13 protein-coding genes are annotated in these 24,266 nt (G+C 73.4%); 2 read left to right on the top strand and 11 right to left on the bottom strand.

Annotated features, from left to right (window positions below; all coding sequences use genetic code 11):
• Window positions 1-34: 34 nt before the first annotated feature.
• The 5 genes from ACIP8Z_RS07825 to ACIP8Z_RS07805 form a co-directional block, all read right to left on the bottom strand.
• Window positions 35-3,094, bottom strand: a complete 3,060-nt coding sequence (locus tag ACIP8Z_RS07825) for an AMP-binding protein (protein WP_402080091.1) — start codon at window positions 3,092-3,094, stop codon at window positions 35-37.
• Between the two features lie 151 nt (window positions 3,095-3,245).
• The gene (locus tag ACIP8Z_RS07820; RefSeq protein WP_402080089.1) at window positions 3,246-6,596 is read right to left on the bottom strand and encodes an amino acid adenylation domain-containing protein; all 3,351 of its coding nucleotides are present in this window, start codon (window positions 6,594-6,596) and stop codon (window positions 3,246-3,248) included.
• Window positions 6,593-12,259: an amino acid adenylation domain-containing protein gene (locus ACIP8Z_RS07815; RefSeq protein WP_402080087.1), complete on the bottom strand. Its 5,667-nt coding sequence runs from the start codon at window positions 12,257-12,259 to the stop codon at window positions 6,593-6,595. The genes ACIP8Z_RS07820 and ACIP8Z_RS07815 overlap by 4 nt, the downstream gene beginning before the upstream one ends.
• A 102-nt stretch (window positions 12,260-12,361) precedes the next feature.
• The gene (locus tag ACIP8Z_RS07810; protein ID WP_402080084.1) at window positions 12,362-15,559 is read right to left on the bottom strand and encodes an amino acid adenylation domain-containing protein; all 3,198 of its coding nucleotides are present in this window, start codon (window positions 15,557-15,559) and stop codon (window positions 12,362-12,364) included.
• Between the two features lie 557 nt (window positions 15,560-16,116).
• Entirely contained in the window at window positions 16,117-17,664 is a 1,548-nt protein-coding gene (locus tag ACIP8Z_RS07805) for an MFS transporter (protein WP_402080081.1), read from the bottom strand.
• Between the two features lie 186 nt (window positions 17,665-17,850).
• Between ACIP8Z_RS07805 and ACIP8Z_RS07800 the strand changes: the two genes are divergently transcribed.
• Window positions 17,851-18,915: a nitrous oxide reductase family maturation protein NosD gene (locus ACIP8Z_RS07800; protein WP_402080079.1), complete on the top strand. Its 1,065-nt coding sequence runs from the start codon at window positions 17,851-17,853 to the stop codon at window positions 18,913-18,915.
• Window positions 18,916-18,967: 52 nt separating this feature from the next.
• On the top strand, window positions 18,968-20,017 hold the full coding sequence (locus ACIP8Z_RS07795) for a methyltransferase (protein ID WP_402080077.1): 1,050 nt from the start codon (window positions 18,968-18,970) through the stop codon (window positions 20,015-20,017).
• Window positions 20,018-20,111: 94 nt separating this feature from the next.
• Here the strand turns inward: ACIP8Z_RS07795 and ACIP8Z_RS07790 are convergent, their stop codons facing one another.
• From ACIP8Z_RS07790 to ACIP8Z_RS07765, 6 genes are all read right to left on the bottom strand, one after another.
• The gene (locus ACIP8Z_RS07790; RefSeq protein WP_319316627.1) at window positions 20,112-20,444 is read right to left on the bottom strand and encodes a TcmI family type II polyketide cyclase; all 333 of its coding nucleotides are present in this window, start codon (window positions 20,442-20,444) and stop codon (window positions 20,112-20,114) included.
• A gap of 75 nt (window positions 20,445-20,519) precedes the next feature.
• Window positions 20,520-20,999, bottom strand: a complete 480-nt coding sequence (locus ACIP8Z_RS07785) for an SRPBCC family protein (protein WP_402080075.1) — start codon at window positions 20,997-20,999, stop codon at window positions 20,520-20,522.
• Between the two features lie 2 nt (window positions 21,000-21,001).
• A complete protein-coding gene (locus tag ACIP8Z_RS07780) occupies window positions 21,002-21,262 on the bottom strand; it encodes an acyl carrier protein (RefSeq protein ID WP_266972326.1) in 261 nt (86 codons plus the stop codon).
• Window positions 21,263-21,286: 24 nt separating this feature from the next.
• Entirely contained in the window at window positions 21,287-22,534 is a 1,248-nt protein-coding gene (locus tag ACIP8Z_RS07775; RefSeq protein WP_402080073.1) for a ketosynthase chain-length factor, read from the bottom strand.
• The gene (locus tag ACIP8Z_RS07770; protein WP_402080070.1) at window positions 22,531-23,799 is read right to left on the bottom strand and encodes a beta-ketoacyl-[acyl-carrier-protein] synthase family protein; all 1,269 of its coding nucleotides are present in this window, start codon (window positions 23,797-23,799) and stop codon (window positions 22,531-22,533) included. Before ACIP8Z_RS07770 ends, ACIP8Z_RS07775 begins: the two co-directional genes overlap by 4 nt.
• Window positions 23,796-24,266, bottom strand: coding sequence for a cupin domain-containing protein (locus ACIP8Z_RS07765; protein ID WP_402080068.1), 471 nt, complete (start codon window positions 24,264-24,266; stop codon window positions 23,796-23,798). Before ACIP8Z_RS07765 ends, ACIP8Z_RS07770 begins: the two co-directional genes overlap by 4 nt.

Here is a 24,266-nt window from a genome sequence, read left to right as displayed (position 1 = left end):
GGCGCCCAGGTGGTGCGCCGGAGCCGCCGCCCGGTCACCCGCAGGCGGTGACGAGAGCGGCGGTGAACTCCTCGGCCAGTTCAGTGATCACGGGGAGGGCGAAGGCCAGCGCGTTGTACTGCAGCCAGCACCGCAGGCCGCCGTCCGGCTGCTCCACCACGGTCAGCTCGGGTACACCCCGGTCGCCGCCCGGCAGCGGCCAGGGCACGGTGCTGCCGCGCGGCAGCTCCCAGGGCGCGCAGGTCAGTCCCGGCAGCTGCGCGGGCGCGGCCCACGCCTCGTAACGGAGCCAGGCCGCGAACGGCACGGACGGACTGAACTCGGCGAACGGGTACAGCTGGTGGTCCAGCGCCTCGCTGTAGACCACCCGCAGCCGGTCCACCAGCTCGGCGAGACCAGGGCTCCCGCTCGTGTCCACCCGCAGGAGCAGCGACTGGACGAAGCAGCCCACCGTCCGCTCGGCGTCCGGGCGGGGGCGCCCGGGCACCGGGGTCATCACGACCAGGTCGGGGTGGCCGCCGCGGCTCGCGAGGAGGCCGGTCCAGACCGCGGCGACGACCAGGAAGGGGGTGGCGCCCAGTGCGGCCGCCCGGGCCCGCAGAGCATCGGCCAGCGACGCCGGTACCTCGAACTCGTGCCCCTTGATGAGCACTTCGTCCACCACCCGGCGGCCGGCGAACCGCTCGACGGCCTCCGGAGCTCCGGCCAGCGCGGTCCCGAAGTGGGCACGGGAGACCGGCCAGTGCGCGTTCGCCCACTCCACCAGCTCCTGGTAGCCCGGGCCGGAGCGGACAGACGGCGCCGACCGGCCCCGCCGCAGCGCGGAGTAGCAGACGCCGAGGTCGGCGAGCACCACGCCGACCGACCAGCCGTCGGACACCATGTGGTGCGTCGCGACCAGCACCACGTGGTCGGTCTCCGATCGGCTGACGACCATGAGGCGCGTCATCGGATCGCGGGCCAGGTCGGTGACACGGTCGCGTTCGGCGAGGAGCAGGGCGTCCACCTCCGCGTCCGTGGCCCCCGGCGCCTCGGTCAGCGTGATCCGCACCCGTGGCTCCTCGTCGAGCACCGCCCGTACGACCCCGCCCGCCACCGTCTCGAACCGGGTCCGCAGCGCCGGATGGCGCCGGACCACCTCGGTGAGGGCCCGGCCCAGGGTCTGCGGTGCGAGCCGGTCGGTCACCCGGAACAGCGCCGACACCATGCCCGCGTCCCGCCCGGGGGCCTCGGCCATCCAGCGGAAGAAGTTCTCCTGCTGCGACGTGAGCGGAACGGCGTGCGGCTGCGCACGGAGCGCGGCCAGGTAGGGCGTCACGGTCTCCGTCCCGGCCGACGCTCCGCCGGCGGTGGTCCGCCGCCGGTCGGGGTGGTCCACCCACGCGGCCTGGGCGCGCAGCGAGGGCCGTTCGAAGACCACGGCGGTGCCCGCCCGGATCCCGAACTCGCCGCTGATGCCGGTGGCGAGCTGGACCGCCCGGAACGAGTCGCCGCCGAGCGCGAAGAACTCGGCGGCCACGTCGGTGACCGGGCGGCCGAGCAGGCGCCGCCAGAGTGCGGCCAACCGCAGTTCCGTCGGGGTGGCCGGAGCGACCACGGGACCGGTGGACTCCGCGGGCTCGTCGAACAGCGGGCGGAGCCGGTGCTTGACCACCTTGCCGCTCGGGTTCCGGGGCAGGTCGTCCGCGAGCAGGATCCGGACCGGCAGCTCGGCCCTGCTCAGCCGGGCGCTCAGGAACAGCCGCAGCTCGTCCAGGTCCGCACCGGCGGGCCCGGCCACCACGACCGCCACTGGGACGGCGCCCATCACGGGGTGCGGCAGACCGAACGCGGCGGCGTCGGCGACCGCGGGGTGCGCGTGCAGCACCTCCTCGATCCGCAGCGTGGAGACCTTCAGCGCACCGCTCTTGATGACGTCGCTCTCCCGGTCGACCAGATACAGATAGCCGTCCGGGTCGAGGCGTCCGACATCGCCCATCCGCACCCAGCCGTCCCGGAACACCTGGGCGCTCCGCCCGGCGGCGCCCAGGTAGCCACGTGGCGGTCCGGGCTGGCGCAGCCAGACGTCACCGACCTGCCCGGCGGGCAGTGGCAGCCCGTCCGCGTCGAGGATCCGGAGGTCACCGGGGGTCGCCGGGCGGCCGACCGAGCCGGGGCGGCGCGAGTCGACCACCGTGGAGATCTGCGCGGGCGAGGCCTCGGCGGAGGTGTACGTGTTGACCAGTGTCGCGCCCGGCAGCGCCGCGGCCAGCGCGGCCGCCACCGGCACGGGAAGCGCGGCGGCGGAGGAGTTGACCAGGCGCAGACTCCTCAGGTCGTACCGGCCGGCGGTGCCCGCGTTGACCAGCTCGATCACCATGGAGGGCACCAGGAAGGCGGTGCCGACCCCGAACGTCTCGACCGCGCTGCCGAACCGCTCCGCGTCGAAGCGCGGCAGGCTGAGGGTGGTGGGCGCGGCGGTCAGTGCGCTGAGCAGCATCACCTGGCCGGCGTTGGTCCCGATCGGGAAGGCGTGCAGGGCGTGCCGTGAGTGGGCGTAGGCGCGGCGGCGGGGGTGCGCGGCCAGGCCGGCGGTGAGGTTTCCGTGCGCGGCGACGACGCCCTTGGGCGCGCCGGTGGTGCCGGAGGTGCCGATCACCTGGGCCGGGTCGGCCGGGCCGACCCGGTGCGGCGGGCCGGCCGGCGGCACGGGGTGTGCGGCAAGCAGGGCGTCCAGGCGCAGCTCCACCAGGCCGGGTACGGCGGGCAGCCCACCGTCCGTCACGACCGTGCCGGCTTCGGCCAGCGCGGCCAGGGCGGCGGCGTCGGTCTCGGACAGGTCCTCACGGACCGGGACGGGCACCCCGCCCGCGTACTGGACGGCGAGGAAGGCGACGGCGTACCGCTCCCAGCGCGTGTCGGAGAACCGCAGCACCACCCTGTCGTGGGGTCCGACCCCGGCGGCGGCCAGCCCGACGGCGGCGCGCAGCGCCTCCTCGCGCCAACGGCGATAGCTGAGTTCCCCGCCGCCGACGACCTGCAGTGCCGTGTGGTCCGGGTGTTCGGTGGCCCGCGCGTCGAGGAGTGCAGGAACGGTCGTCGCGGCGGGCGGCACGGTGGTGGTGATGGCGGTCTCCGATGCGAAGCGGTGGGGTGCGAGGGGGTGGGATCCGATGCGGTGACGTGCCGTGCGGCTCGATCGAGGTCGGACAGCAGGGCGGACGCCGCCGCCCGGCTGTGCTGCTGATCGGCCGTCGGAGCGACGGTCAGTCCAGCCGGTCGGCGGCCTCCTCCTCGCTGAGGGCGTCGATCTCGGCGATCAGCAGTGCCTCGACCCGGGCGGCCAGGGCTGCCGGGGTGGGGCTCTCGAAGACGTCGCGGATCGACAGGTCGAGGCCGACGTCGGCCCGGATGCGGGCGGCGACCCGAGTGACCAGGAGCGAGTCCCCGCCGAGGGCGAGGAAGTCGTCCAGGACACCGACCTTCGGCACGCCGAGCACCTCCTGCCAGAGGCCGACGACCAGAGCCTCGGCCTCGGTACGGGGCGCCAGGTACCCGTCGGCCGCGCCGGCCGGCTCCGGGTCGGGCAGGGCGGCGGTGTCGAGCTTGCCGTTGGTGGTGAGCGGGAGGGTGTCGAGCAGCACGACGGCGTCCGGCACCATGAAGGCCGGCAGCCGCAGCGCCAGGTGCTCGCGCAGTTCGCCCGCCTCCGGTACGCCTGCGGCCCCCTCCACGGCGGTCGGTCGCAGGACGGCGTAGGCGATCAGCCGTCGCCCGTCGCGGACCAGCACGGCCGCACGGCCGACGGCCGGGTGCGCGGAGAGGGCGGCCTCGATCTCGGCGGGCTCGATCCGGTATCCCCGGATCTTCACCTGGTCGTCGCCCCGGCCGAGGAACTCCAGCTGCCCGTCGACGCGCCACCGCACGCGGTCCCCGGTGCGGTACATCCGGCCGTCCGGGGTGTCGGCGAACGGATCCGGAAGGAAAGCCTCCGACGTGAGCCCGGGCCGGTCCAGGTAGCCACGCGCGAGACCGTGGCCGCCGATGTACAGCTCGCCCTCGGATCCGGCGGGCAGCAGGCCGCCGCGCTCGTCCAGGACGTACAGCCGCACCCCCGGCAGCGGACGGCCGAGCGGCGGGCGCCGCTCGGCGGCGGGCCCGTCGAAGGGGCGGCCGTCGAGCTCGCCCGCGGTGACGATGATCGTGGCCTCGGTCGGGCCGTACGTGTTGACCAGCCGGACGCTGTCGCCGTGCCGCTCCCGCCACTGGGCGAGGGTGACGGCGCGCGCCTCGGAACCCCCGAGGATCACCAGGCGCAGCGCCGGCGGCCAGGGAGCCTGGTCTCCGAGCGAGACCAGCTCCTGCCAGTACGCGGTGGGCAGGTCCAGCACGGTGACGGACCGCCCGGCCTCGCCGCGCAGCAGGTCGGGCAGGGTGCGGCCGCCGCCGGGCAGCAGGACGACGCAGGCGCCCGAGGTCAGGGCGGGCCAGATCTCCTCGGCGTGGGTGTCGAAGCCGATGGAGGCGAACTGGACGATCCGGTCGCCCGGCCTGAGCCGGTAGCCCTCCGGTCCGGCCATCCACCGGACGCGCTCGGCCAGAGCCGCGTGCTCGACGGCGACACCCTTGGGGACACCGGTGGAGCCCGAGGTGTAGAGGACGTACGCGAGGCCGCCCGGCTCGGTCCCGGGCAGTGTCACGGCCTCGACGGGCCCCGTGCTCCCGGACTCGTCGCCCATGGCTCCCGCCCGCCCGGCCCGGGAGTCCGGACCGCCGAGGTCCAGCTCCGGGACCCCCAGCACCGGGACCCCCAGCTCCGGGACCCCCAGCTCCGGGACCCCCGGGTCCGGGCCTCCTGGGTCCGAGACCTCCGACTCCGAGACCCCCGGCTCCGGACGTCCGCCCCCGGTGAGCAGCAGGGCGGCGTCCGACTCGTCGAGCATCAGCCGCCGGCGCTCGGCGGGGTGCGTCGGGTCGAGCGGCAGGTGGCCGGCGCCGGCCTTCCAGATTGCCAGCAGGGCGGTGACCAGCTCGAAGGAGGGCGCGATCCGGACGCCCACCGTACGGCCGGCCACCGCCGGGCCCAGCCGCCGGGCCAACTCGTCCGACGCGCGGTCGAGTTCCGCGTACGTGAGGACCCGTCCCGCGCATTCGAGCGCGGCAGCGTCGGGGCGGGCGGCGACCTGGTCGGCGAAACCGCGCAGGATCGGCCGGGCGTCCCCGGTGACGGCGGGTCCGGTGCCGAGGGCGAGCAGCGCGGCGCGCTCCTCGCCGGACAGCAGCCAGTCACCGTGCAGCGGGACCTCCACATCCACGACGGCCCGGGCGAGCAGGTCGCGGACCCGGCGCGCCAGGCCCTCGACCGTGGCGCGCTCGAAGAGCTCACGGTCGAAGCAGAACGAGAGCGTCATCCCGCCGTCCGGGGTGCGCCAACTGTCCAGCAGGAGATCGGTCTTGGCCCGGTCGAAACCGGAGTCCATGCCCGCCGTCCGGATGCCCGCGGGCAGTCCGGTCCGCTCGTCGGCACCGGCCAGATCGTACTGGCTCTGGTGGACGAACACCGCCTGGTGGAGCGGGCCGACGCCGGGCAGCACGGGCAGCCCGAGCTCGGCGGCCACCCGCTCGACCGGGACGTCCTGATGGGACAACGCGGCCATCGTGGCGGCGCGCACCCGGCGCAGCACGGTGCGGAAGTCGGGCTCACCCGTCAGGTCCGCCCGGATCACCCCGGTGCGCGAGAAGTTGCCGAGCAGGGCTTCGTGGGCGGTCTCGTTGCGGCCGGCCAGCGGGGTGCCGACGGCGAAGTCGTAGCTGCCGCTCCAGCGGGCCAGTACGCACTGGTAGGCGGCGAGCAGCACCATGAACGGGGTGCAGCGCTGTTCGCGGGCCAGGGCGTCGAGTCCGGCGACGAGGCCGGACCCGAGGCCGAGCTCGGCGAAGCCGGCCGGATGGGCGGGCTCGGCGGGTCTGGGGTGGTCCAGCGGCATCCGCAGGGTGCCGACGCCGGCCAGCCGTCCGCTCCAGTACCGGAACGCCTCCTCGGCGGCGCCGCCGTCCAGCCTGTTCCGTTCGGCGCGCGCGAACTCGCCGAACTGGATCTTGAGGTCCGGGAGTTCGGCCGGTCCCTCGCCGATCTCCTCGCGGTACAGCGCGAGCAGTTCACGCCACAGCACGGTGAACGACCAGCCGTCGGAGACGATGTGATGAACCACCACGCTCAGAGCGTGCTCGTGCTCGCCGGCGCTGACCAGGACGGCCCGCAGCGGCGGACGCTCACCCAGGTCGAAGGGCGCGTTGACGAAGGGGGCGCAGGCCGCGGTGAAGGACTCCTCCGCGGCGACCGGTATCGGCACCCGCGTGAGTTCGATGTCCCTCACGGGCTCCACGAGTTGGACGGGCTGCTCGCCGTCCACGGCGAACCGGGTGCGCAGGACCCGGTGCCGGGCGGTCAGCCGGGTGAGCGCCGCGCTCAACGCCCGCGGGTCGATCGGGCCGCTCCAACGCCTGTTCAGGTACATGTTGAACCCGGCGTCGTCCGGGTTCAGTTGCTGGAGGAGCCAGAGGCGGCGCTGCTCGTCGGTGAGCGGATGACGGGCGATCGGTGTCGGGGAGGTCATGCGTTCATCTCGCTTTTCGCGTGGGCCTGCAGGGTCTCCGGACCGGCGCTCCGCGCGCGGGCCCGCAAGGTCTCCAGGCCGATCAGGTCGTCGGACTCGGCGTCCGGGACTTCCAGGTCGAAGCGGGCCAGGACGGGAATGCAGAAGCTGATGAGGACCAGTGCGGCCATGGCGAGGCCGAACACCAGGTAGAGCAGACCGATGCCGCGCCCCTCGCCGGTGCCGATCAGCGCGCCGACGCTGGAGGCCAGCGCGCCGCCCTCGTCCATCAGGGGCTGGAGCAGACCGGGGCCCGCCGGGGCGACCAGGGCGAAGCCGATCGGCAGGGTGGACCAGGCGACCATGGTGTTCACCGCGATCACCCGGCCGTGGAAGCGCATCGGCACCTTGGTCTGGACGACCGTCGCGTAGATGCCGTTGAGCAGCGCGAGCCCGTAGGTCATGCCGAACGCGCCGACGGCGACCACGGCCACCGAGGGCCGCAGGCCCGTCACGACGCAGGCGGCGGCGAGGCCGAGGGTGGAGAACAGGACGCCGCGCAGACGCATCCGGCGCGGGCCTCCCCAGACCAGCAGGGTGAGCCCGCCGAGAACGGCCCCCAGGCCGGCCGCGGTGGAGACCCAGCCCGCCGCGGCGGTCGTGGAGAAGGAGAGCACCAGCGGGGTGACGAGCAGGAAGAGCGGGGAGAGGAAGATGTTCAGCGCCGCGAACCAGAACAGCATGGCCCGGAAGGAGCGGCTTCCCAGAGCCCGTCGGAAGCCCGCCCGGATCTCGGCGCCGACGCTCTCGCGGCGGGTGGCGGCCATCGCGTCGGGGAAGCGCACCGCCAGGGTGACCCCGGTGGCGATCAGGTAGCTGACGACGTCGAAGACCAGGATGCCGCCGAGACCGATCACGTGCAGGATGCCGACCGCGATCAGCGGAACGAGGAACTGGGCCAGGCCGAGGGCCATCTGGACCACTCCGTTGGCGCGGCCGAGGAAGCGCTTGGGCACCAGCTGCGGCACCGCCGAGCCCCAGGCGACGCGCTGGAAGGCCAGTGCGGCCGAGAGCAGGGAGATCGTCACATAGGCGTGCCAGATCTCCAGCGCGTCGCTGAGGTGGAGCACCAGCAGCACCGCCTGGGTCAGGCCGGCCGCGATGTCGCCCCAGAGCATCACCCGGCGCCGGTCTCCGCGGTCGACGACGGCGCCTGCCAACGGGGCGACCACGATGCCCGGCACCAGACCGAAGGCGGCGAGCAGACCGAGGTGGAACAGCGAACCGGACTGCAGATAGATCCAGATCGGCAGGGCGAACTCGGTGAGGGCCGAACCGATCATCGAGAGCTGCTGGCCGGTGGCGATGGTCAGGAAGCGGCCCATGGTCGGGCGGACCGGACGGCGCTCGCGGGCCCCGCGGGACCTCTCCGGCATCCCGGACCGCACCGACTTCTCCGGCTGCCCCGGTTCCGCGTCACGATCCGGATCCGTTCCCGCGACGCCGCGCGACAGCCCCGCCAGCCACCAGGTGGCGTCGGCGGTGCGCTCGTGACGCGCCTCCTCGCCCGCGGCGATCGAGCGGTGCACCCCCGTCAGGATGTCGGCCAGCTCCTCGGCGCGGTACTTGAGGTAGAAGTGCCCGGCCTCGTCCAGGACCACCACGGCAGCGGTTCCGGTGATCCGGTGCCACTCACGGAACCGCTCCTCGTAGAACTCGGTCGCCGGATCGCGGTCCCCGCAGACGGCGATCACCGGCGCCGTGAGGGCGCCGCCCTCGCTCTCGTACAGCTCGCCGAAGTAGCGCTCGGCGCCCTGGGTGCCGACCCGGCGGTTGCGCACGATCAGCCGCAGCTGCTCCTCGTCCACCTCGTCCACGTCCAGACCCGCCGCGGCCAGGGCGTTGATCATGCCCTGGTCGCTGCGCAGACGGGCGGCCAGCTCGGCGAAGCGCTCGGCGAGCGCGGCGCCGCGGCCCCTCGGGCGGGCGAACGGGAAGATGCCCCCGAGGTGGACGGCGTCGATCTCCCGACCGGCCGCCTCGACCCGGCGGGCGATCTCCACGGTCAGCCGGACGCCGACCCCGCAGTGCCCGTAGAGCACCAGTCGTCCGGTGACGTTCGCGAGGATCTCCTCGGCGCAGAGCCGGGCGACCTCGTCGATGTCCATCGCCTCCTCGCCCAGCTCGTGGCCGGGGACCGCGATGGAGTGCAGGGCCCAGTCCCCGGGCATCGCGTCGGCGAGCGGTTTGTAGATCAGTGCGCTGCCGCCGCCGTATGGGGCGCAGACCACACTCGCGGCCACCTCGCGGCGCTCGGGGGTGAGCAGGTGCAGCAGCCGGCGCGGCCCGCGGTCGTCCTCGGGGGTGGCCACCAGCGCGGCCAGCCGGCGGACCGTCGGGTACGTGAAGAGGTCCATCACGCCGACCGGGGTGGCCAGTTCGGGAAAGGCCCGCCGCATCCGGGCGACCACCTGGGTGGCGAGCAGGGAGTGGCCCCCGAGTTCGAAGAAGTCGTCGAGCGCGCCGACCCGGGGGAGATCGAGGAGATCCGCCCACATGGCGGCGATCACCTGTTCGGTCTCGCCCTCGGGGTCGACCTGTGCGCCGGCCGCCGGGCCGTCCTCGGGGGCGGGCAGCGCCTTCCGGTCGACCTTGCCGTGGGCGAGCAGCGGCAGCCTTTCGAGGACCACGTAGCGGGCCGGAACCATGTAGTCCGGCAGGACCTCGCCCAGGGCGGCGCGCAGTTCGGCGGCGGCCGGCGGTTCGCCGCCGGCGGGGCGTTCCAGGTAGGCGACGAGGTTCTGCCTGACGCCCTCGCCGCGGGCCAGGACCACCGCCTGGGTGACGCCGGGCAGGGCGGTCAGCGCGGCCTCGATCTCGCCGGGCTCGACCCGGTAGCCGCGGACCTTGATCTGGTCGTCGCCGCGGCCGAGGTAGTCCAGTGTCCCGTCGGTCCGCCAGCGCGCCAGGTCGCCGGTACGGTACATCCGCGGGCCACTGGTCCCCGGGGCGTCCCGGTCGGTGCCGGACGGACCGGTCCCGTACGGTTCCCCGCCCGCCGGACCGGCGTACGGATCGGGCAGGAACCGCTCGGTCGTCAGGTCCGGACGCCCGAGGTAGCCGCGGGCCAGCCGGTCCCCGCCCAGGTACAACTCACCGGTGACTCCCGGCGGAACGGGGTTGCGGGCCTCGTCGAGCACGTAGCAGCGCCCGCCGGCCAGCGGGCTGCCGATCGGGGTGCTGCCCGCTGCGTCCAGGCCGTCGGCGGTGACCTCGTGGACGGTGATCCCCACCGTCGCCTCGGTCGGCCCGTAGTGGTTGAACACCGCGCACCGGCCCAGCGCCGCGATGCCCGCCGCCCAGGACCAGGCGCTGGCCTCGCCGCCGAGGACCAGGGCGCGGCGCGGCAGCAGCCGCGCGAGCGGTGCGTCGGCGGTCAGCGCGGCCAGGTGGGAGGGCGTCATCTTCAGGTAGTCGATGCCGGCCCGTTCCATCTCCGCGGCCAGTTCCACGCCCGCGATCCGGCGCGGCAGCAGGTGCACCCGGCCGCCGGTCGTGAGCGCCAGGTAGAGCATGGTCATGCTGAAGTCGAAGGAGAGCGACTGCAGCAGCCCGAACGACGCCCCGGGCTCGATCCGCAGTCGCTCGCCCGCGCCCGCGAGGTAGTTGAGGAACTGACGGTGCTGCACCGCGACACCCTTGGGCGTGCCGGTGGAGCCCGAGGTGTAGATGACGTACGCGAGGTGGTCGGCGCCGGAGACCTCCTCCAGGGGCGCGCCGTCCCCCTCCGTCGCGTCGGTACCGTCGTCGGTGAGCAGGTCGACCGCGGGGTGGTCGCCGAACCGGGCGCGCAGCACGGTGTCGGTGATCAGGACCTTGGCTCCGGCGTCGGTGACGAGGTGGGCGAGGCGGGCGGGGGGCTGCTCGGGGTCGAGCGGCAGGTAGCCGCCGCCGGCCTTGAGGACGGCGACCAGGGCGACGGCGAGTTCGGGGGACTGCTCAAGGCAGACGGCCACCCGGTCGTCCGCACCCACGCCCAGCGCGCGGAGGCGCCGGGCCAGGGCGTCGGCCCGGCGGTCGAGGGCGCCGTAGGTCAGCGTGCGGTCCTCGAAGACCAGTGCCGGCGCGTCGGGCGTCCGGGCCGCCGTCCGGGCCAGCGCCTGGGTGAGCGTGGCGGGACCGTCGTCCGGGAGCGCGGGACCGGTGGCCCAGGTCTTGAGGACGGCCGTCCGCTCGGCCGTGCTGAGCATCGGGATGCGGTCGACCGGCAGCGTGGGGTCGGCGACACCTGCCGAGGCCAGCAGCTCGAACCGCTCGGCGATGCGCTCGACGGTGCCGGCGTCGAAGAGGTCGGTGCGATAGGTGAACAGACCGTAGAGGCCGCCGTCCGACTCCTCCCGCATGTAGAGGGCGAGGTCGGCATGGGTGGTGGTGGCCTCGTAGCCGAAGCCCTCGGAGCCCAGGCCCGCCGGGCCTCCGGCGGGGACGGCGGCGGGGTCGCCGTAGTTCTGGAAGGCGAACGTGGTCTGGAAGACGGCGGCGCGGCTGACGTCGCGTTCCACCGCGAGATCGTTGACCATCTGCTCGAACGGCACCTCCTGGTGCGCGTACGCGTCGAGCGTGGTCTCGCGGACGCGGCTGATCAGCTGCCCGAACGCGAGGTCGGCGGAGAGCCGGGCGCGGATCGGCAGCATGTTGACGAACGCCCCGACCACGTTCTCGAGTTCACGGTGGAGACGGCCGGCGACGGCGGAGCCGACGGCGAAGTCGCGCTGGCCGGTGTGCCGGCTCAACAGGGCCTGGAACGCGGCCATCAGCACCATGTATGTCGAGGCGCCGTGGGCCCGTGCCACCTCACCGATCCGGTGGGAGAGTCCGGCGCTCCAGCGGAACTCGTAGGCCGCTCCGTCGAACGTGAACAGCGGAGGGCGGGGCCGGTCGGAGGGCAGCTCCAGAGGCGGGACGCCGTCGAGCGCCTCACGCCAGTACGCGCGCGAGGCGGCGAGCTGCCCGTTCTCCAGGCGATCCCGCTGCCAGGCCGCGTAGTCGCCGAACTGCACGGCCAGCGGCGCCAGTTCCCCCGGGGCGCCGTCGGCGTGATGGGCGTAGCGGACGTCGAGCTCGCGGTTGAGGAGGTCGATCGACCAGCCGTCGCTGATGATGTGGTGCATCACCAGGGCGAGGACGTGGTCGTCCTCGGCGACGCGGACCACCAGGGCGCGCACCAGCGGTCCGGTCCGGAGGTCGAAGGGTTCCGCGATCAGCGCGCCGAGCTCGGCGGCGGCACGCGCCTCCGGGTCCGGGTCCGCGCCGGCGTCCAGGTACTGAGCGGCGAACGGCGCGGGCTCGGCGACCAGCACCTCGGCGGTGCCGGCCTCGGTGGTGCGGAAGGTCATCCGCAGGCTCTCGTGCCGGGCCACCAGGTCGGTCAGCGCGGCGTCCAGCGCGGCGCGGTCGAAGGGCCCCCGGAACCGGCGGGCCGGCGCCAGCGTGTAGGCGGTGGAGCCGGGGGTGAACTGGTCCATGAACCAGAGCCGTTCCTGACCGCTGGAGAGCGGCGGCGCGGTGTCCGCCGGGCGGGGTTCCACCACCCGGGCGGGGGCTGTGGCGCCGCGCAGCCGCCGGCTGAGCAGGGCACGCTTGGCTGGGGACCAGCCGGTGGGCAGGTCCTGGGTATCCGTCATCGGGTTCCTGTTCGGGGCGTTCGGTGAGGAATCGAGGGGGTGCGGACGCGGCGGGGCCCGGGCACGGCCGGGAGGGCCGTGCCCGGCGTACCGGGGGAGGGGCTATCGGCGTTCGCGGACGGCGGCGGCGATGCCGGCCGGGGTGGGGACGTCGAAGAAGACGTCGAAGTCCACGTCCACGTCGAGTGCGTCGCGGATCCGGGCGGCGATCTGTACCACCGTCAGCGAGTGCCCGCCGAGGTCGAACAGGTCGTCCTCGGGTCCGACATCGGGCAGGTCCAGTACCTCGGCCCAGATCCGGCGGACCGTCGCGGTCGTCTCGTCGTCGGTGCCGGCGGCCCGTGGCGCCGGGGCCTCGCGTGCCGGCAGCGGCAGGGCCCGCCGGTCCAGCTTGCCGTTCGGGGTGAGCGGAAGGCGCTCCATGGTGAGCCAGCGCTGGGGCGTCATCGCGGCCGGCAACGTGCGCGTCAGGTGGTCGCGCAGTTCGGCGGGGGCGGGCGGCCGGGCGCCGGCGGCCGGAACCAGGTAGCCGGCGAGGAAGGGCTCGCCGTCGTCCTCGGTACGGACGGCGACAGCGGCCTGGGCGAGGGCCGGGTGCTCCAGCAGGGCGGACTCGATCTCGCCGAGTTCGATCCGGTGGCCGCGGATCTTGACCTGGTCGTCGATCCGGCCGAGGAAATGGAGTTCGCCGTCGGGTGTCCGCACGGCCTGGTCGCCGGTGCGGTAGAGCCGGGTGCCGGGCGGGCCGAACGGGTTCGGTACGAAGCGCTCGGCGGTGAGTTCGGGCCGGCCGAGATAGCCGTGGGCGACGCCGTCCCCGCCGATCAGCAGTTCGCCGGGGATGCCGAGCGGGGTGGGGCGCAGCTGCTCGTCGACGACGTAGGCCTGGGTGTTGGCGATCGGGCGGCCGATCCCGACCCGGTCGGGTACGGCGGAGAGTTCGGCGCAGGTGGACCAGACGGTGGTCTCGGTGGGCCCGTACACATTGAACAGCCGGGCGGTCCGCGCGCGCAGCTCGCGGGCGAGCGGGAGAGGAAGCGACTCGCCGCCGGCCAGGCCGGTGACGGCGCCGAGCGCGTCGACGCCGGTTCCCGCCGTGAGCATGACCCGCCAGCCGGACGGGGTGGCCTGGACGTGGGTGACGCCTTCTCCGCCGATCAGCGCCAGCAGCCCGGGGCCGTCCACGGCGAGGCCGTCCGGGGCCAGGACCAGACGGCCGCCGGTGATCAGCGGCAGGTAGAGCTCAAGTGCGGAGATGTCGAACGAGAGCGAGGTCAGGCCGAGCCAGGCGTGCCGAGGGCCGGAGTCGAGCCGGTCGGCGAAGGAGGTGAGCAGGTTGACCAGCGCCCGGTGGCCGACGGCGACGCCCTTGGGGCGGCCCGTGGAACCGGAGGTGTAGAGGACGTACGCCACGTCGTCCGGACCGGGGGCGACATCGGGGGCGACATCGGGGGCGGCGTCACGGGAGGTGCCCGGGGAGGTCGCGGCCGGGTCCTGCGCCGACGGCGCGGGGAGCCGCAGGACCGCGGGGGCGGCGTCGGCGACCGCGGGCGCGGGCTCGCGGTCGGCGAGCACCAGGACGGCTCCGGAGTCGCGCAGGACGAGGGCGAGCCGCTCGGCCGGATAGCCGGGGTCCAGCGGCAGGTACGCCGCGCCGGCGGCGAGCGTGGCGAGCAGCGCGGCGGGCAGGTCGGCGGTGCGGTCCAGGTGGAGGGCGACCAGGTCGCCGGGCCGGACCCCGCTGGTACGCAGCGCTGTCGCCAACTGATCCGCACGGAGCAGAAGTTCGCGGTAGCTGAGGCGGCGGCCGGCGGCGCTGACGGCGATCGCGTCGGGGTTGGCGGCGGCCTGGGCGCGGACCAGGTCGAGCACGGTCCGGTCGGCCGGGTAGGGCCGGTCGGTGGTGTTCGGCGCGGTGGTGACGGCCCGGAGTTCGGCGGCGTCCAGGAGCGGCAGGTCGAGCAGCCGGGCGCCGGGGGCGGCGATCGCGCCGGCGAGCAGGGTGCGGTAGTGGCCGGCGATACGGCGGGCGGCGTCCGGGGCGAGCACGGCCGGGTCGTACTGGAGGCTGAAGTCGAGGCCGCCGCCCGGGGTGCCGGGCGTCTCGGGGGCTTCGACGATCTGCAGATGGAGGGTGTTGCGGGCGGCGCGGTTGTGGACGGCCCACGAGACCCGGGCACGGGTGCCCGCGAACTCCGGTTCGGGACCGCGCCGGCGGTAGCCGAGCGAGACCGCGGTCAGGCCGACGCGGGGGCCCAGACCGGCGACGGCGGCGCCGAAGGGCACCCTGCGGTACGGGTATCCGGCCCGCAGTTCGGTCCTGACGGCCGCGGCGAAGTCGGTGAAGGTCCGCGACGCGTCGGCGGCGGGTGCGTGGACGGGCAGCTCATTGACGAACATCCCTATCTCGTCCCCGAGTTCGGGCGTCCGGGTGGAGAGCGGGACGGACACCGGCACCGCTTCGCCGCCGTAGCGGCGCAGCAGCCCGTGCAGGGCCGCGAGCAGGAACTCGAAGACCGTGGTGCCGCCGAGCGCGGCCGCGGCGGCCAACTCACCCGCCTCGTCGCCGTCGAGACGCCATTCGACCGCCTCGCCGGCCCCGGCGGCCCCGGTGGCGGTCGGGGTGCGCGCCACGCCTGGCAGTACCGGTTCGGTGGCGGTGGCCCAACGCGGCCCGTACCACTCGGCGGCCCGCCGTACGGTGTCCGGATCCGCCGGCGGCACCACGGGCACGGCAGGCACCGGAGGCGTCGGCGCCACCACAGGCACCGCAGAGACGGCCGGAGATGCCGGTACGGCCGGCGCGGTGGTCACGGGCAAGGACGCCGAGCCGTACGCGGCCGCGAGGTCCCGGGTGAGGACGTCCTTGGAGTTGCCGTCGAAGACCGCGTGGTGGGCGGTGACCAGCAGCTCGGCGCTCCCGTCGGCGCGCCGGTGCAGGGTGAAGCGGCTGAGCGGGCCGGTCTCCAGGGAGAAGGGACGAGCGGCCTCCTCTTCCAGGCGCTTCTCCAAGTCGGCCTCGTCCGCCGGTGCTTCGCGTCGCACCAGTTCGGGTCGCCGGGCCGCCGGTTCCTGCCAGACCTGGCCGTCACGTTCCACCAGACGGGCGCCAAGGGCCGGATGGCGCCTGGTCACAGCGGCCACGGCGCGGACCAGGGCCGCCGTGTCGACCCGGTCGAAGGAGATCCGCAGCGGCATGTGGAACGCCTCGCGGGCCAGTCCCAGCCGATCGGTCAGCCAGACCCCCTGCTGAGCCGGGGAGGCCGGAACGTGGTCGGTCGGGGGCAGGACTTCGGACATCGGCGGCTCACTTAGGACGTCGGAGCAGAGCGGAGGAGCAGCGCGGGGGAACGTACGGGCGCGGCGTGGGGCACGCGCTACAGCGAGTCGGTGCTTCGGACGCCGACGGCGTTCTGTGGCGGCCGGGTTCGGTCAAGACTCCGGCTGCCGTACGACGTGGGTCCACCCCCCGGGGACCGGTCGCGGTCGTGACTGGTCAGGGCCGCCGGACATACCAGGATCGCCCCGAGGCGTCTGGTATCTCCGGGCCCGCCCGATGAAGACCATTGGTCCAGACCTGTCGAGAGATTGGCACACCGCCAAAGCACCGTCAAGAGCCGTCCACCGCCCGGAATGAACCTCCATGTCCGCGCCGGGCTCAACCGACTTGCACCCAAACATCCGTGTGTATGATCGGCCCTGACGTGACGTCAACGTCCTTACGCCCGAGGGGAGATCAGCCGCATCTCGGCTCCGTCGCCGGTCTCCGAGGATCAGGGCCGAGGTCGCGGCCGTCCGCCGACGCGCGGACACGCGGCAGCGGTCGCGCCACGCCGCGCGCCACGCCTGGCCGAGTCCTACAGAGCGGCGTCCGCTCGCGTCTCCTGACCGCGCGGGCCCGCGCCCGCTTCCGGCTCGTGCCGCGCGTCGCCGGCCGTCGGGACGCGTACCGTCGCGACGACGAGCAGCGAGGCCACCGCCCCCAAGGCCGCCGCCACGACCAGCACCGCGTTGAGGCCGGATGCGAACGCCTCACGTACCAGATGCGCCATCTCGGCGCGCTCGCCTTCCGGCCAGCCGCCGACGATCGACCGCGCCTGTCCGCCGCTCAGAGCGGCGGCCGTCCCGTGCGGGTCCGGTACGCCGCCGTCGGCCGTGAGCACACGCTCGATCCGCGACTGAAAGATCAGGCCGAACACGGCGATCCCCAAGGCGAAGCCCAGCTGGCGGAAGGTGTTGACCGCACCGCCGACCATGCCTCCGCGCTCCGGCGGCACCGTGGCCAGGGCCGCCGCCGGCAGACTCGGCGTCACCAGCCCGACCCCCAGACCGGCGACGACGAGTCCCGCCACGAGGCTGCCGCCCGAAGACCCCGCGTCGAGGGTGGCCTGCATTCCGGAGCCCAGGGCGATGAGTGCCAGCCCTCCGCCGATGGACGCCCGGGGCGGCCAGGGGCCGAAGCGGCCCGCGAGCGCCGAGGCGAGGAACGCGGAGGCGCACATGGGCAGGATGTACAGACCTGCTTCGACGGGCTCGTACCCCAGTACGGACTGCATCCACAGCGACTCGAACAGCAGATACGCGAACGCGGCGCCCTGCAGGAACAGCGCGCCGATCATGATGCCGGTGAACGACGGCCTGCGGAACAGCGACAGGTCGAGGACGGGGTGCTCGTGCCTCGTCTCGACCACGACGAAGAGGGCGAGGGCGACGGCCGCCACGGCGAACAGGCCGAGGGTGAAGGGTGCCGCCCAGCCGTCGGAGTGGGCTCGGATCAGCCCGAACGTCAGGGCCCCGCTCGCCACGGTGAAGGTGACCACGCCGAGGACGTCGGCACGCTGCCGGCCCTGGCCCTTGGCCTCGCGCACCGAGCGCAGCGTCAGCACGACGGCGACCAGGCAGACCGGCAGGTTGACGAAGAAGATCCACCGCCAGTCCAGGTACTGGGTGAGGAGTCCGCCGACCATCGGCCCGGCCGCCGCGGCGACCGAGTTGGTGGCGCCCCACACCGCGAAGGCCACACCCCGCTCCCGGCCGCCGTAGTGCATGCCAAGGAGGGCGATCGTCGTACCGAACATCCCTGCGGCGCCCAGTCCCTGCACCGCCCGGGCGCCGATCAGCACACCCGCGTTCGGGGCGACCGCGCACACCACCGAGGCCGCGGTGAAGACGATCAGCCCGACGAGATACACCTTCCTGCGGCCGACCCGGTCGGCGCGGGAACCGACGCCCAGCAGCAGCGACGCCAGCGCCAGGGCGTAGACGTCGACCACCCACTCCACATCGGAGAGGGAGGTGTCGAGGTCCGCCGCCATCGAGGGCAGCGCCACCGTCACGATCGTGACGTCCACCAGAAGCATGAAGGTGCCCAGACAGATCGCCACCAGAGGCCACCACTTGCGCATCCGAACCCCTTCCCTGCCCGCCGCGCCGAAGAGGCGCCCCCGGCGGCCCCATGATCCACGGCGGAGCGGCGTTTGCCGCCAGGACCCGCGCGCCACGCCCATCGTGTGGACCCCAGGGAGGTATGCCTAGGTCCGCCTGGACGATCAGCGGTGGCGGGCCCGAAGACCCGCTCATAGCTTCGCCGTATGACCAGACGACAGATCGCCTACCTGGCGTGCACCGTGACCCTCGTGGTCTCGGGGATGGGGGCCGCCGCTCCGGCGGCAGCCCACCGGACGGTGCACCGGGTCAAGCTCGGCGAATCGATCCAGAAAGCAGTGGACGCCGCGAGGCCCGGGGACACGGTTGTCCTCTCTCCGGGCACCTACCGCGAGAGCGTCCGCATCACCACGTCGAACCTCACCCTGCGGGGCTCGACCGTCTTCCCCACCGTCCTCGTGCCCGGCGAGGCCGCCGCCGACGACACCTGCGCCAAGGCCGGCCACGGACTCTGCGTGACCGGCACGGCCGCCCGGCCCGTCGAGGGCGTCACCGTGCGCTCGCTGACGCTCCAGGGCTTCACCAAGAACGGCCTGTGGGCGTCACGGACCGACCGGCTGAAGATCCACCGGGTCACCGCCGAGAAGAACGGCAACTGGGGCATCGCCCTGGAGCGGTCCGTACGCAGCGTGCTGACCCACAACGTCGCCCGGGACAACGCCGACGCCGGCCTGTTCGTCTCCAACACCACCGACACCGAGGCGGGCGCCGTCGACACCCAGGGGACGGTGATCAGCCACAACCGCGTCTCCGGCAACCGGATCGGCCTCACCGTGCGGCGCCTGCGGAACCTGACCGTCGAGCGCAACGACGCGACCGGGAACTGCGCCGCCGTGTTCGTGGTGGGCGACGAGTCCACGCCGCGCGCCGGGGCGATGACCCTGCGCGGGAACAACATCCACGCCAACAACAAGCTCTGCCCCAAGACCCCCCGACTGCCCTTCCTGCAGGGCTCGGGAATCGTCCTCACCGGCGCCGAGGAGACGCTGGTGGCCGAGAACAGGATCGTGGACAACGTCGGTGCCTCGCCGCTGTCCGGCGGCATCGTGCTCTTCAAGAGCTTCGTCGGCGCCCTCAACGAGCGCAACGAGATCCGCGACAACGTCGTACTCCGCAACGGCTCGGCCGACCTCGCCAACCGGGACACCGGCACGGGCAACACCTTCCGTGGCAACACCTGCGGGGTCTCCGAGCCCGCGGGCATGTGCTGACGGTCGGCTCCCCTTCCCCACCCACGGCACCACAGCACAGACAAGGCGACAGATGACGACTGTTGATCCGGTTCCCCCGACTGTCGAGCCGGCTCCGCCGCCACCCATGCGGCTCAGGGAGCTCGTGTTCGGGGCGGCGTGCGCCGCCGCCGTCCGCGCGGCCGTCCGCCTCGGTGTGGCGGACGCGCTGGACGACACGCCCATGACCGTGGAGGACCTGGCGGCCGCGGTGCGGACCCAGCCGCGGACACTGCGGCGCCTGCTGCGCGCACTGGCCTGCCAGGGCGTCTTCACGGAGAACCCCGACGGCACGTTCGCCCACACGGAGATGTCCCGACTGCTGCGCGAGGACGACCCGCACAGCCTCCGGTACATCGCCCTGTGGTGCACGGAGCCGTGGACGTGGGACGTGTGGCCGAAGCTCGACGAGGCCGTGCGCTCCGGCCGCAACGCCTTCGAGGACGTGTACGAGAAGGAGTTCTTCACGTACCTCAACGAGGAGGCGCCCGAGTCCGCGTACGTGTTCAACCGGGCCATGACCACATCGAGCCAGCAGTCCGCCCGGGACGTCGCCGACCTGCTCGACCTGCGGGGGGCCTCCTCCGTCGCCGACATCGGAGGCGGTCAGGGGCACGTCCTGGCGAGTCTGCTGGAGCGGCACCCCACCCTGAACGGCACGCTGCTCGACCTCCCCGGGGTGGTGGAGAACGCCGACCCGCGCCTGCGGGACGGCGGCGAGCTGAGCTCCCGGGTCCGTGTCGTGGCCGGCGACTGCCGTGAGGACATCCCGGTCCAGGCGGACGTGTACATCATCAAGAACATCCTGGAGTGGGACGACGACAGCACCCGCAGGGCGCTCGCCAACGTCCGGAGGGCGGCGCGCCCCGGTGCCCGGGTCGTCGTCATCGAGAACCTCGTGGACGACACGCCGTCGATGAGGTTCACGACCGCGATGGACCTGCTGCTGCTCCTCAACGTCGGCGGTGCGAAGCACACCCGGCAGAGCATGGTCGACCGGCTCACGGACGCGGGTCTCGTGATCGGCGAGATCCGGCCGGTCAACGCGTACCTCCACGCCTTCGAGTGCACTGTTCCCGTCTGACGGAGGCGCCGGACAAACCCCAGGCCGCCCGCTCCGCGTCGATCGCGGGGCGGGCGGCCTCGGGTTTTCCCTGCCGTGCGTGCTCTCGGGACGATCAGGAACGTGCGTCCCGCTCCCAGCTGTAGAAGCACTGCGCCATGGCGTCCTTGGGGCTCCGCCACGTCTGCGGGTCGTACGCGCTGACGTACGCCGACAGCTTCTCGCTGGCGTCCCGGAACTCCGGGTGTCCGGTCAGCTTCGCGATGGCCGGCGCCGGGTCCTGCTCCGACTCGATGAGGTGCAGGTACACGTCGCCGAACTGGAACAGGCGACGCCGGGTGACGCCCACCAGATGCGGGAGTTCACCGCGGTCGGAGGCGGCGAACACGTCGGCGATCGCCGGCGCCGAACCGGGCGCCATGCGGGCGACGATCAGAGCGTGGTGCATTGACCTTCCTTCCTGGGAGTGCGGGGGAGTGCGGGTGTGCGCCGCGGACGCGCGGGTGCGCGCGTCCGCGTGCGGTCAGCCCGGCAGGACCGGGGCGCTCCGGCGGTCGCGGGCGACCTGCTCGATGCGGTCCCGGATCAGGGCCATCTGGGTGCGCGAGTTGCGGTTGATGTTGTCGGTCATCCAGGCGTCGTCGACCGGAGCCTCGGGCTTCATCGCGAAGTCCTGCACCCACCGCATGTGGACGCCGGCCGGTGTCTCCTCGTACTCCCACCGGATGTCCATGTGGTCGAACGGGCCGGTCTCGACGCGGCGGGCACGGACGGTCCGCCCGGCGCGGTCGACGGTGCGCTCCGACACCCAGCTCCAGACCTTCCCGGACTCGTCCGGGTGCATGGTCAGGCGGAAGGTCGTGGAGTCGCCCTCCCGGGAGAGCACCTCGAGGGAGGCGTACTCGCTGAAGAGGTTCGGCCAGTTCTCGATGTCGTTGGTGATGTCCCAGACGAGGTCGAGCGGGGCGTCGATGGTGATGCTGTTGTCAGTGTGACCGGACAACGTCAGACTCCCGTCTTCAGGGCGTTGTTGACCAGGCCGAGGAACTCGGCGGGCGTCTTGCAGCGCTCCGCGTCCGTCGGCAGCGCCACGCCGTACCGGTTCTCCAGCTCGCCGACGATGCCGAGCAGGCCGAGCGAGTCGACGCCGAGGGTGGCGAACGGCGCGTCCGGCGCCTTCTCCAGCTCACGGGCGTCGACGGTGACGCCGGCCGCCTGCTTCATCAGCGCGGCGAGTTCGTCGAAGGTCAGTGCGGTGGTGATCATCTGTGCTCTCCTTCCCGCCCGGTCCTACCGGGCGGTGTCGTCGCCGCGGCGCACGACCAGCGCCGCGTTGGATCCCATGAGTCCCCGGCTGAGGACCAGGGCCGTGCGCAGCTCGGCGGGGCGAGCGCGGGACATCACCAGATCGAGGTCGTGGCAGATGTCGAACACGTTGGGGGTGGGGGGGACCACGCCGTGCTCCATCGCGAAGACCGCGGCGGCGGTGTCCAGGACGGGCGCCCCGCAGTAGGCACGGCCGATGCCCGTCTTGGGCGCCGTCACGGGGACGCGGCCGGCGTGTGCACCGAGGGCGTCGGCGAGCGCCAGCGCCTCGGCGCGGTCCGCCTCCGGTACGCCCAGGGCGTCGGCGAAGACGACGTCGATCTCCTCGGGGGCGCACCCGGCCTCGTCGAGGGCGACCCGGATGGCGCGGGCGAGTCCCTCCCGGGACTCCTGCCAGCGGGAGGCGCCGGTGAACGTGGCGCCGTGGCCGGCCACGACGGCCCGGACGGCCGCTCCCCGGTCGCGGGCCCGGGACTCGTCCTCCACGACGAGCATCCCGCCGCCCTCCGCCGGGACGAAGCCGCAGGCTCCCGCGGTGAACGGCCGGTAGGCGCGGTCCGGGTCCTCGACGGTGCTGAGCTCCGGGTATCCGAGCTGGCACACCATCGAGTACGGGGCGAGGGGGGCCTCCGCCGCTCCGACGATCACCGCGCCGGTGCCACGCCGTACGGCCCGAGCCGCGTGGGCGATGCCGTCCAGGCCTCCCGCCTCGTCGCTCGCGACCACACCGCAGGGCCCCTTGAACCCGCTCCGGATGGAGATCTGGCCGGTGCTCGCGGCGTAGAACCAGGCGATGGACTGGTACGGGCCGACGAACTTGGAACCCTGGCCCCAGAGCTTCTGGAGCTCGCGCTGGCCGAACTCGCCGCCGCCGGAACCGGCGGCGGTGACGACGCCGATCTCGAACGGCTCCTCGGGGTTCTCCCGGGCGAGGCCGGCGTCGTCGAGGGCGAGCTGGGCCGCGGCCATCGCGTAGTGGCTGAAGCGGTCGGTCTGGACGAGGAAACGCTCCTCGATCAGGGCGGAGGCGTCGAAGCCCCGGACCTCTCCCGCGACCTTGAGGGGCAGGTCCTGGCACCCCTCGCGGGTGATGCGGTCCAGTACGCCGAGCCCTTCCCGGACGGACTTCCAGTACGCGTCGGCACGCAGTCCGTTGGGGGCGATCACACCGATGCCGGTGACGACCGCGCGCCGTGGGTGCTCAGTGCTCATCGTGTCCTCCCGCCCGTTCCCGTCAGGAGCACCGCGGACTGGAAGCCGCCGAATCCGCTGCCCACGGAGAGCACGTTCCTGAGCTTCCGGGGGCGGGCGGTGCGCGGCACGTAGTCCAGGTCGCACTCGGGGTCGGGGGTCTCGTAGTTCGCCGTCGGAGGTACCACCTGGTGCTTCAGCGCGAGGACACAGGCGGCCACCTCGATCGCGCCGATCGCGCCCAGCGAGTGCCCCACCATGGATTTGATGGAGCTCATGGGCGTGTCGTAGGCGTGCGCCCCCAGGGACCGCTTCACGGCGGCGGTCTCGTGCCGGTCGTTCTGCCGGGTGCCCGAGCCGTGCGCGTTGACGTAGTCGATCAGCGTGGGGTCCAGCCGGGCCTGGTCGAGCGTGGAGTCGATCGCCCGGGACATCTCGAGGCCCTCGCCGGTCAGACCGGTCATGTGGTACGCGTTGCCGAAGGTCGCGTAACCGCCGATCTCGCAGTAGATGTGCGCACCGCGGGCCCTGGCGTGCTCGTACTCCTCCAGGACGAGGACGGCCGCGCCCTCGCCCATGACGAAACCGTTGCGGTTGTTGTCGAAGGGCCTGGAGGCGTGCTCCGGGTCGTCGTTGTCGGGTGACGTGGCCTTGATGGCGTCGAAGCAGGCCATGGTGATCGGGGATATCGGGGAGTCCGACGCGCCCGCGATGCAGACGTCCGCCCGGCCTTCCTGGATGGTGTGGAAGGCGTAGCCGACGGCGTCGAGGCCGGAGGTGCATCCGGTGGAGACCGTCTGCACCGGGCCGCGGGCGCCGTACTGTTCGGCGACGACGGAGGCGAGCGTGCTCGGCGAGAACGCCATGTGCAGCTTGGGGTCGGCGGCCCGGTGGTCCACGTCCCACCGTTGCCCGCCCGCGCTGACCAGGACGTAGTCGTGTTCGAGCCGGGTGGTGCCGCCGACGGCGCTGCCCAGGGAGACGGCGACGCGCCAGGGGTCTTCGGTGCCGGTGTCGAGTCCGGAGTCGCGGACGGCTTCCCCGGCGGCGACGACGGCGAACTGGATGTACCGGTCGGCGTGGCTGCTCAGGTCCGGGTCCAGTCCGTGGTCCGCCGGGTCGAAGTCGCACTCGGCGGCTATGCGGGAACGCAGCCCGACCGGGTCGAACAGGGTGATGCCGCGGGTCGCGGTACGGCCGGCGGCGAGGAGGTCCCAGAACGCCTTCGCTCCGGTGCCGCCCGGAGCGACCACACCGACGCCGGTGACGGCCACTCGGCGGGTCACTCGATGGCCCCGCTTCGCTCGGACACCTGTCCCGGGTCGCCCACGGTCAGGTGCGGGCCCGCGGCGGCGAGCTCGGCCTCGTCGGTGTCCTCCGTGTCGACGTGGCCGAGGCTCGGCCGGGGGGCGAGCGGGCCCAGGTGGAAGACCATGCGGGCCTCCACGTCGCCCACGTTGCGGAAGCGGTGCCGCACGTCGATCGGGATCAGGAGTCCCTGATCGGACCGGAGCGCGTACGTGTCGCCGTCCAGATCCACCTCCAGCGCGCCCGAGACGACGTACACGAACTCCTCGGAGTACGGGTGGTAGTGCTCGCCGATGCGCTCGCCCGGTTGAACGATGGCCAGGCCCATGAAGCCGCTGGTGGAACCCACCGTGGCCGGCGTCAGCATGGCCCGCAGGTCACCTCCCCGCCTGCGGTTGGGTTCCGTCTCGCTCAGGTTCACGATGCGTGGACGCTGCTTGAGCAT

The sequence above is a fragment of the Streptomyces sp. NPDC088553 genome, from assembly GCF_044752965.1.
GTDB lineage: Bacteria > Actinomycetota > Actinomycetes > Streptomycetales > Streptomycetaceae > Streptomyces.
This window is presented reverse-complemented; position numbering and strand designations above follow the sequence as displayed.